General features: G+C 62.7%; 4 protein-coding genes and 1 riboswitch. All 4 genes read right to left on the reverse strand.

Going from position 1 to position 7,426, the window contains the following annotated elements:
• Positions 1-45 precede the first annotated feature (45 nt).
• Positions 46-729 (reverse strand): VWA domain-containing protein, encoded by a 684-nt coding sequence (locus tag PMI23_RS18470; RefSeq protein ID WP_157279745.1) that lies wholly within the window; start codon positions 727-729, stop codon positions 46-48.
• Entirely contained in the window at positions 711-1,712 is a 1,002-nt protein-coding gene (locus PMI23_RS18475) for an ATP-binding protein (RefSeq protein ID WP_007919214.1), read from the reverse strand. The genes PMI23_RS18470 and PMI23_RS18475 overlap by 19 nt, the downstream gene beginning before the upstream one ends.
• Positions 1,713-2,071: 359 nt before the next feature.
• The gene (cobN, locus tag PMI23_RS18480) at positions 2,072-5,920 is read right to left on the reverse strand and encodes a cobaltochelatase subunit CobN (protein ID WP_007919211.1); all 3,849 of its coding nucleotides are present in this window, start codon (positions 5,918-5,920) and stop codon (positions 2,072-2,074) included.
• Positions 5,921-5,923: 3 nt separating this feature from the next.
• On the reverse strand, positions 5,924-6,997 hold the full coding sequence (gene cobW / locus PMI23_RS18485; protein WP_007919206.1) for a cobalamin biosynthesis protein CobW: 1,074 nt from the start codon (positions 6,995-6,997) through the stop codon (positions 5,924-5,926).
• Between the two features lie 99 nt (positions 6,998-7,096).
• Positions 7,097-7,308: riboswitch (cobalamin riboswitch) on the reverse strand.
• Positions 7,309-7,426 lie beyond the last annotated feature (118 nt).

The raw sequence follows: 7,426 nt of genomic DNA on the forward strand, positions 1-7,426 counted from the left end.
GGAGTGAGCCTGCTCGCGAAGACGGTAGAACAATCGCCGAAAAGGTTAGAGAGAAATCAGCTCATCAATGTGTCGATACTCGGATCCCAACGCTGAAGCCAGATCCCGTGCCCGACCCAACCGGATCGGCCCGCGCTCGATATCGATCAACAACCCCGGACACGCTAGCGCCGGTAATCCCGACCACTGTTTCAAACGCCCATCGGTCACCACCAACAGCCGCTGCTGCTCGACGGGAAAACGCTTGCGGCGCACCGCCAGCCATTGCTCTGCCTGCGCCAGTGCCGCCAGCAACGGCGTGCCACCGCCAGCGCCCAACGCCTCCAGCCAGCTATGCAAACTGCTGGAGGCCTTCAACCCTTGCACCTGCCATTTCGGCGCCGAGCCGCTGGCCGTCAACAAGGCCAGGCGCGCCCGTTGGCGATAGGCGTCATCGAACAGTTGCGCGAGCAGGCCTTTGGCATCGCTCAAGGCCTGATGACGCCGCGTCGAGGCGGAGGCATCGACGATCACCAGCCACAGCTCATGCGGCGAGCGTGTGCGCAGTTGAAACAGCAGATCTTCACGAACCCGAGGACGCCCCTTGAGCAACGTGCCCGGCCAGTTCACCGTACCGCTGCGGGCCGTATGGCGCTTGCCCTGACGTCCGTTGTCCAGCCGTCCGGCGCGGGGTCTGGCATTCGCCCCCGCATCGGATCGGGGGCGAATGCCTAAGGCTTTTTTGGCCAGCTCGGCACTTCGCGGCGGGCGCCGGTGGCGAGCGCCGGCGCCGGCATGTCACCCCACTGGCCCTGCCCTTCGCTCGGTGATGCCTGAGTCTCGGCCGGCGCCTGAGCCGGTTGTTGCGGACTCGATGGCGCTTGCTCACGGCGCCGATGGCGCAGGGCAAACTCGGCCACGGCGTCGATGTCTTCCTCGCCAATCACCGCAGCCCCGCGCCATGCCGCGTGAGCACGAGCGGCGCGTAACCAGACCAGGTCGGCACGCAGTCCATCGACGCCGGCAGCAAAGCAACGCTCGGTGATCTGCGCCAGTGCGGCATCGTCCAGCGCAATATTGGCCAAGGCAGCGCGAGCATTTTCGCAACGCACACGCAGGGCTTGTTGCTCAGCTTCCCACTGCGTGCAGAACGCTTGCGGATCGCTGTCGAAATCCAGACGCCGACGGATGATCTGCCCGCGCTCGGTCGGCGCCGTGTGGCCACTGAGGGCAACGTTCAGGCCGAAGCGGTCAAGCAGTTGCGGACGCAGCTCGCCCTCTTCCGGGTTCATCGTGCCGATCAGCACGAACTTCGCCGAATGCCGATGGGAGATGCCGTCGCGCTCGATCAGGTTGGTGCCGCTGGCGGCAACGTCGAGCAGCAGATCCACCAGATGATCCGGCAGCAGATTGACTTCATCGACGTAGAGCACGCCGCCGTCAGCCTTGGCCAGTACGCCCGGCGAAAACTGCGCTCGCCCCTCGCTGAGGGCGGCGTCGAGGTCGAGGGTGCCGACCAGGCGTTCTTCAGTCGCACCCAGCGGCAAGGTGACAAATTGACCGCTGGCGAGCAGGTCGGCCAAACCACGGGCCAGGGTGGATTTGGCCATGCCACGCGGGCCTTCGATCAGCACACCGCCGATTTTCGGGTCGATGGCGGTGAGGCACAGGGCGAGTTTCAGGTCATCGGCACCGACCACGGCGGAGAGCGGGAAATGCGGGGTGTCGGTCATTTGGGTTTTCTCTGTCGTGGTCGTGGATGTACTTGGCATTGTGGGGTGTCAGTCGGGGTGGCCCTCACCCTAGCCCTCTCCCGGAGGGAGAGGGAACTGATCGAGGTGTTCTTTCAAGGTACGCCGACCTGATTTATCGAGTTGAACTCAGACTCCAAGCCAACAAAAATCGGCTCCCTTTCCCCCTTCCCCCCATACTCCCCTGGGGGAGAGGGAACTGATTGCGGTGCTCTTTCGAGTTACGCCGACCTGGATTATCGAGTCGACTTCGATTCTGAACAGCACACAAATCGGCTCCCTTTCCCCCTCGCCCTCTTGGGGGAGAGGGCTGGGGCGAGGGGGTGACTTTCCTGAGGACGCTACATATCTTCCTCAATATCCAGCAGCAGATTTTCCAGTGCTTCCTTATAAGCCCCCGGCTCCTGCCACATCCCCCGCTGTTGAGCCTCCAACATGCGCTCGGTCATGTCCCTCAGCGCATGCGGATTATGCTCGCGAACAAACTCCCGAGTCGCCGGGTCGAGCAAGTAGGCATCGGCCAGCAAAGCGTACTGATGATCATCGATCAACTGTGTCGTGGCATCGAACGCGAACAGATTATCCACCGTCGCCGCCATCTCGAACGCGCCTTTATAGCCATGACGCTTGACCCCGTCGATCCATTTCGGATTGGCCGCCCGTGAGCGAATCACCCGGTTCAGTTCTTCTTTCAAGGTGCGAATCTTCGGCAGGTCCGGTTGACTGTGATCGCCGTGATAACTCGCCGCCGCTTCGCCGCGCAGGGTTTCCACGGCAGCAAGCATGCCGCCCTGGAACTGGTAGTAATCATTGGAATCAAGCAAGTCGTGCTCGCGGTTGTCCTGATTTTGCAGCACCGCCTGGACCTGACTCAGGCGCTGGACGAACTGCTCGCGGGCGGCCGTACCTTCGTCGGCACCGCCATAGGCGTAAGCGCCCCAGTTCAGATAAACCTCGGCCAGATCGTCGCGGCTCTGCCACAAACGGCCATCGATCGCGCCCTGCACGCCTGCGCCGTAGGCACCGGGTTTGGCGCCGAAGATCCGCCAACCGGCCTGACGCCGTGCGGTGTCCGCATCGACGCCCGACTGCAACAGTGCCTCGCGCTCGGCCCGTACTTTGGCGGCCAATGGGTTGAGATCGTCCGGCTCGTCCAGTGCCGCTACCGCCTGCACCGCCGCATCGAACAGGCGAATCAGGTTAGCGAACGCATCGCGGAAAAATCCGGAAACCCGCAACGTGACATCGACGCGCGGGCGGTCGAGCAGACTCAGCGGCAGAATTTCGAAATCGTCAACGCGCTGACTGCCAGTGGCCCACACCGGACGCACGCCCATCAACGCCATGGCCTGGGCGATGTCGTCGCCACCGGTGCGCATGGTTGCCGTGCCCCAGACCGATAAACCGAGCTGGCGCAGGTGATCGCCGTGGTCCTGGAGATGGCGTTCGAGAATCAACGTCGCCGACTGGAAACCGATGCGCCACGCGGTGGTGGTCGGCAAGTTGCGTACGTCGACCGAGTAGAAGTTGCGCCCGGTGGGCAGCACGTCGAGGCGGCCACGGCTCGGTGCGCCACTCGGGCCAGCAGGGACGAAACGACCGCTGAGGGCGTCGAGCAGGCCGCGCATTTCGGCAGGGCCGCAGGCATCGAGGCGTGGGGCGACGACTTCGCGCAGATTCTCGACTATTGCACTGACTTCAGCCCAACGCGGTCCTTGTAGGAGTGAGCCTGCTCGCGATGGCGGTGTGTCAGGCAAATTCGTATCGAATGACACTCCGCTATCGCGAGCAGGCTCACTCCTACAAGGGGATTGCAGCGTCTGGGAAATCAGTTGCGTGGCAAACAGTTCGAGGCGTTCGCGGGTGTCGCCGGCGCTGCGCCAGACTTCATCGCTTTGCGATTGCAGCTCTGCGGGGCGCGGGCCGGTCCATGGATCGGCTAGCGCGCAATCGAGCGGATCGAAACCGAGTTCAAAGGCTTTGGCCAACGCGCGCAGCAGACTCGACTGCGCGCCCTTGCCGTCTCCGCGTGGAATGCGCAGCAGCGCCAGCAACGTATCAATGCGCAATCGCCCGCTCGGTGACTCGCCAAAAATGTGCAAGCCATCGCGAATCTGCGATTCCTTCAGATCACACAAATACGTATCCAGACGCGGCAGCCAGATCGCAGCATCGGCGTCGCTGTACAGCCCGGCATCAAGCTGCAATTCACGATCGATCTGCGTCTCGCGCACCAATTGCAGAATGTCGCGCTGCAACTCGCGGGCGCGGCGAGGATCGAGCAGTTGTGCTTCGTAATACTCGTCAGCCAGCAGTTCCAGATTGCGCAGCGGCCCGTAGGTTTCGGCGCGGGTCAGCGGCGGCATCAGGTGGTCGATGATCACCGCTTGCGTGCGGCGCTTGGCCTGGGCGCCCTCACCCGGGTCGTTGACAATAAACGGATAAATGTTCGGCAGCGGCCCGAGCAACGCATCCGGCCAGCAATTCTCCGAAAGACCAACACCTTTGCCCGGCAGCCACTCAAGGTTGCCGTGCTTGCCAACGTGAATCACACCGTGCGCGCCGTAGGTGTTGCGCAGCCAGAAATAGAACGCCAGATAAGCGTGCGGTGGTACCAGATCCGGGTCGTGATAGACCGCACTCGGGTCAACCTGATAACCACGCGCCGGTTGAATGCCGACGAAGGTCAGGCCGAAGCGAATGCCGGCGATCATCATGCGCCCGTCGCGGCACATCGGATCGTTTTGCGGCGCGCCCCAGCGTTCAACCACCGCCGCACGATTGGTTTCGGGCAAGGCGTTGAACATCGTCAGGTAAGCGTCCATCGCCAGGCTTTGTTGGCAGGGGCGCAGATCAATGGTGTCGAGATCGTTGCTGACGCCGCCGAGCAATTGCTGGATCAACTCGGTGCCGCTGCCCGGCAATTCTGCGGTGACCGGATAGCCCTCAGCCTGCAACGCACGCAGGATGTTCAGTGCCGCTGCCGGCGTGTCGAGGCCGACGCCGTTGCCGATGCGTCCATCACGGGTTGGGTAGTTGGCGAGAATCAGCGCGATGCGTTTTTCGCCATTCGGCACCCGCGCCAGATCGATCCAGCGCCGCGCCAGTTCAGCGACAAAATCCATGCGCTCGGGTTGCGCGCGATAGCAGACCACGTCGGACTGACTGCGCTCGCTGCGCCAGGCCAGATCCTTGAAGCTGATCGGTCGGCTGATGATGCGTCCGTCGAGTTCCGGCAAGGCAATGTGCATGGCCAGATCCCGCGGCCCCAGGCCTTGCTCGCTGGCGCGCCAGCCAGGCTCGTTGTCCTGCGCGCAGATCGCCTGGATCACCGGAATATTGCGGCGAAACGGCCGCAAGTGCGGCGCTTCAGGGCTGGATTGAGCGAAGCCAGTGGTGTTCAAAATCACCCCAGCCTCGACTTCATCCAGCCAATCCTCGACCACCGTCAGGCAGCCGGGTTCTTTCAGACTGGCCACCGCGATCGGCAACGGATTAAGCCCCGCCGCCTGCAAGCGCTGGCAGAAAACATCGATAAAAGCAGTGTTCGCCGCCTGCAGATGCGAGCGGTAAAACAGCACCGCCGCAACCGGGTTTTCGGGCAGCCATTCGGCTTGCCAGTCACTCAGTGCGGCGGAGGTTTTATTGGGGTGGTAAATCGCCGTGCGCGGCAGGGTCTGCGGTTCTTCCCAGGCGTAATCGCGGGCGAGCCAACGGCTGGCCAGACAGCGGAAGAAGTCCAGCGCATTGCCCAAGCCGCCCTGACGCAAAAACTGCCAGAGCCGGTCGCGATCTTCGGCGTTGACAGTGCTCAAGTCGCTGAGCTCCGGATCGGGACGGTCATCGCCCGGCACCAGAATCAACTGCACGCCACGCTCGGACAACTCAACCAGACGCTCAACGCCATAACGCCAATAGGCAATGCCACCGTGCAACGAAATCAGAATCACCTTGGCGTGACGCAGCACTTCATCGACATACAGATCGACCGAGGCGTGATTCTGCACCTGCATCGGATTGGCCAGGCGCAGGCTCGGGTAATCCTCGGGCAACTGCTGCGCGGCCTCGGCGAGCAGCGCCAGGCTGGAGTCGCCGCTGCACAGGATCACCAGTTCGGCGGGGGTTTGGCCAAGGTCGGCAATGTTGTCATCCGAGACGAAACCGCCGGGCTGGGTCCTGAGCAGGTGCATGGCTTAAACGCTGAGCGCGGCGCGCAGTTGCGCTTCGAGTTGGGCGGCGTCGAGTTCCTGGCCGATCAGCACCAGACGTGTCACGCGCGCTTCATCGGCGCCCCACTGACGGTCGAAATGCTTGTCGAAACGCGTACCCACACCCTGGATCAGCAGGCGCATCGGCTTGTTCGGAATGGCGGCGAAACCTTTGACCCGGAGGATGCCGTGCTTGACCACCAGTTTTGTCAGTGCGTCGAGCAGCAGGCTTTCATCGGCTTGCGGCAGTTCGATGGAGATCGAATCGAAGGCGTCGTGATCGTGGTCATCGTGGTCGTCATCGCCTTCACCGTGGTGGTGATCGTGATGGCTGTGGCGGCTGTCGATGTGTTCTTCGGATCCGGCGCCGAGGCCGATCAGCACGTCCAGCGGCAGACGACCGTTGCTGGCTTCGATGATTTTCACCGCTGGCGGCAGTTCTTCGGCGACTTCAGCGCGAACGCGAGCCAGATCTTCCGGGCTGGTCTGGTCGGCCTTGTTGAGGATGACGAGGTCGGCGCTGGCCAGTTGGTCGGCGAACAGTTCGTGCAGCGGCGATTCGTGATCGAGGTTCGGATCGAGTTTGCGCTGGGCATCGACCTGATCCGGGAACGCAGCGAAGGTGCCGGCAGCGACGGCCGGGCTGTCGACCACAGTGATCACCGCGTCAACGGTGCAGGCGCTGCGGATTTCCGGCCACTGGAAAGCTTGTACCAACGGTTTCGGCAGGGCCAGGCCCGAGGTTTCGATGAGGATGTGGTCGAGGTCGCCACGACGGGCAACCAGTTCACGCATCACCGGGAAGAATTCTTCCTGAACGGTGCAGCACAGGCAGCCGTTGGCCAGCTCGTAAACGCGGCCGGTGGCTTCTTCTTCGGTGCAACCGATGGTGCATTGCTTGAGGATTTCACCGTCAATGCCCAACTCGCCAAACTCGTTGACGATCACCGCGATACGACGGCCCTGAGCGTTGTCGAGCATGTGCCGCAGCAGCGTGGTTTTGCCCGAACCGAGGAAGCCGGTGACGATGGTGACGGGGAGTTTGGCCAGTGTTTTCATCGGTATGCCCTTTGGCAAGCGGCGGGCATACGGGACGAGAACCGGCAACGCGCGTGCGTGCCCGGAGAGTTCGCCACCGGATCACCCCGCCCGGTTGAATTGAGAATCTGTGACGAGGCAGGTCTCCTGGCTGACGGCGTTCAGGCGCTGGGCCTGGCGTTTGCTGCGCCTTCCCGCGGGCTCATCAGTTGAGCTGGCAGTGGCGTGGCAGCGAACATCACCGTTCACAGTTGCGGGGGCAGCCGCGGCATTGACCGCGTTCCCTTCTTAGCTTCGGCGTGGGCCGAAGAACCTCGAAGGCGCAAGGCTACGCATCGTCTAAGGGTGGGTCAATGGGCGTTGAGATTTGGTTTTGGGGGCATATCCGTTGCTGCGGGTGCTGCCGCTGGCGGTTTCGCTCTTACAGCGAGTCCCTTTTTCAAACGCCAA

This window comes from Pseudomonas sp. GM24, assembly GCF_000282235.1.
GTDB lineage: Bacteria > Pseudomonadota > Gammaproteobacteria > Pseudomonadales > Pseudomonadaceae > Aquipseudomonas.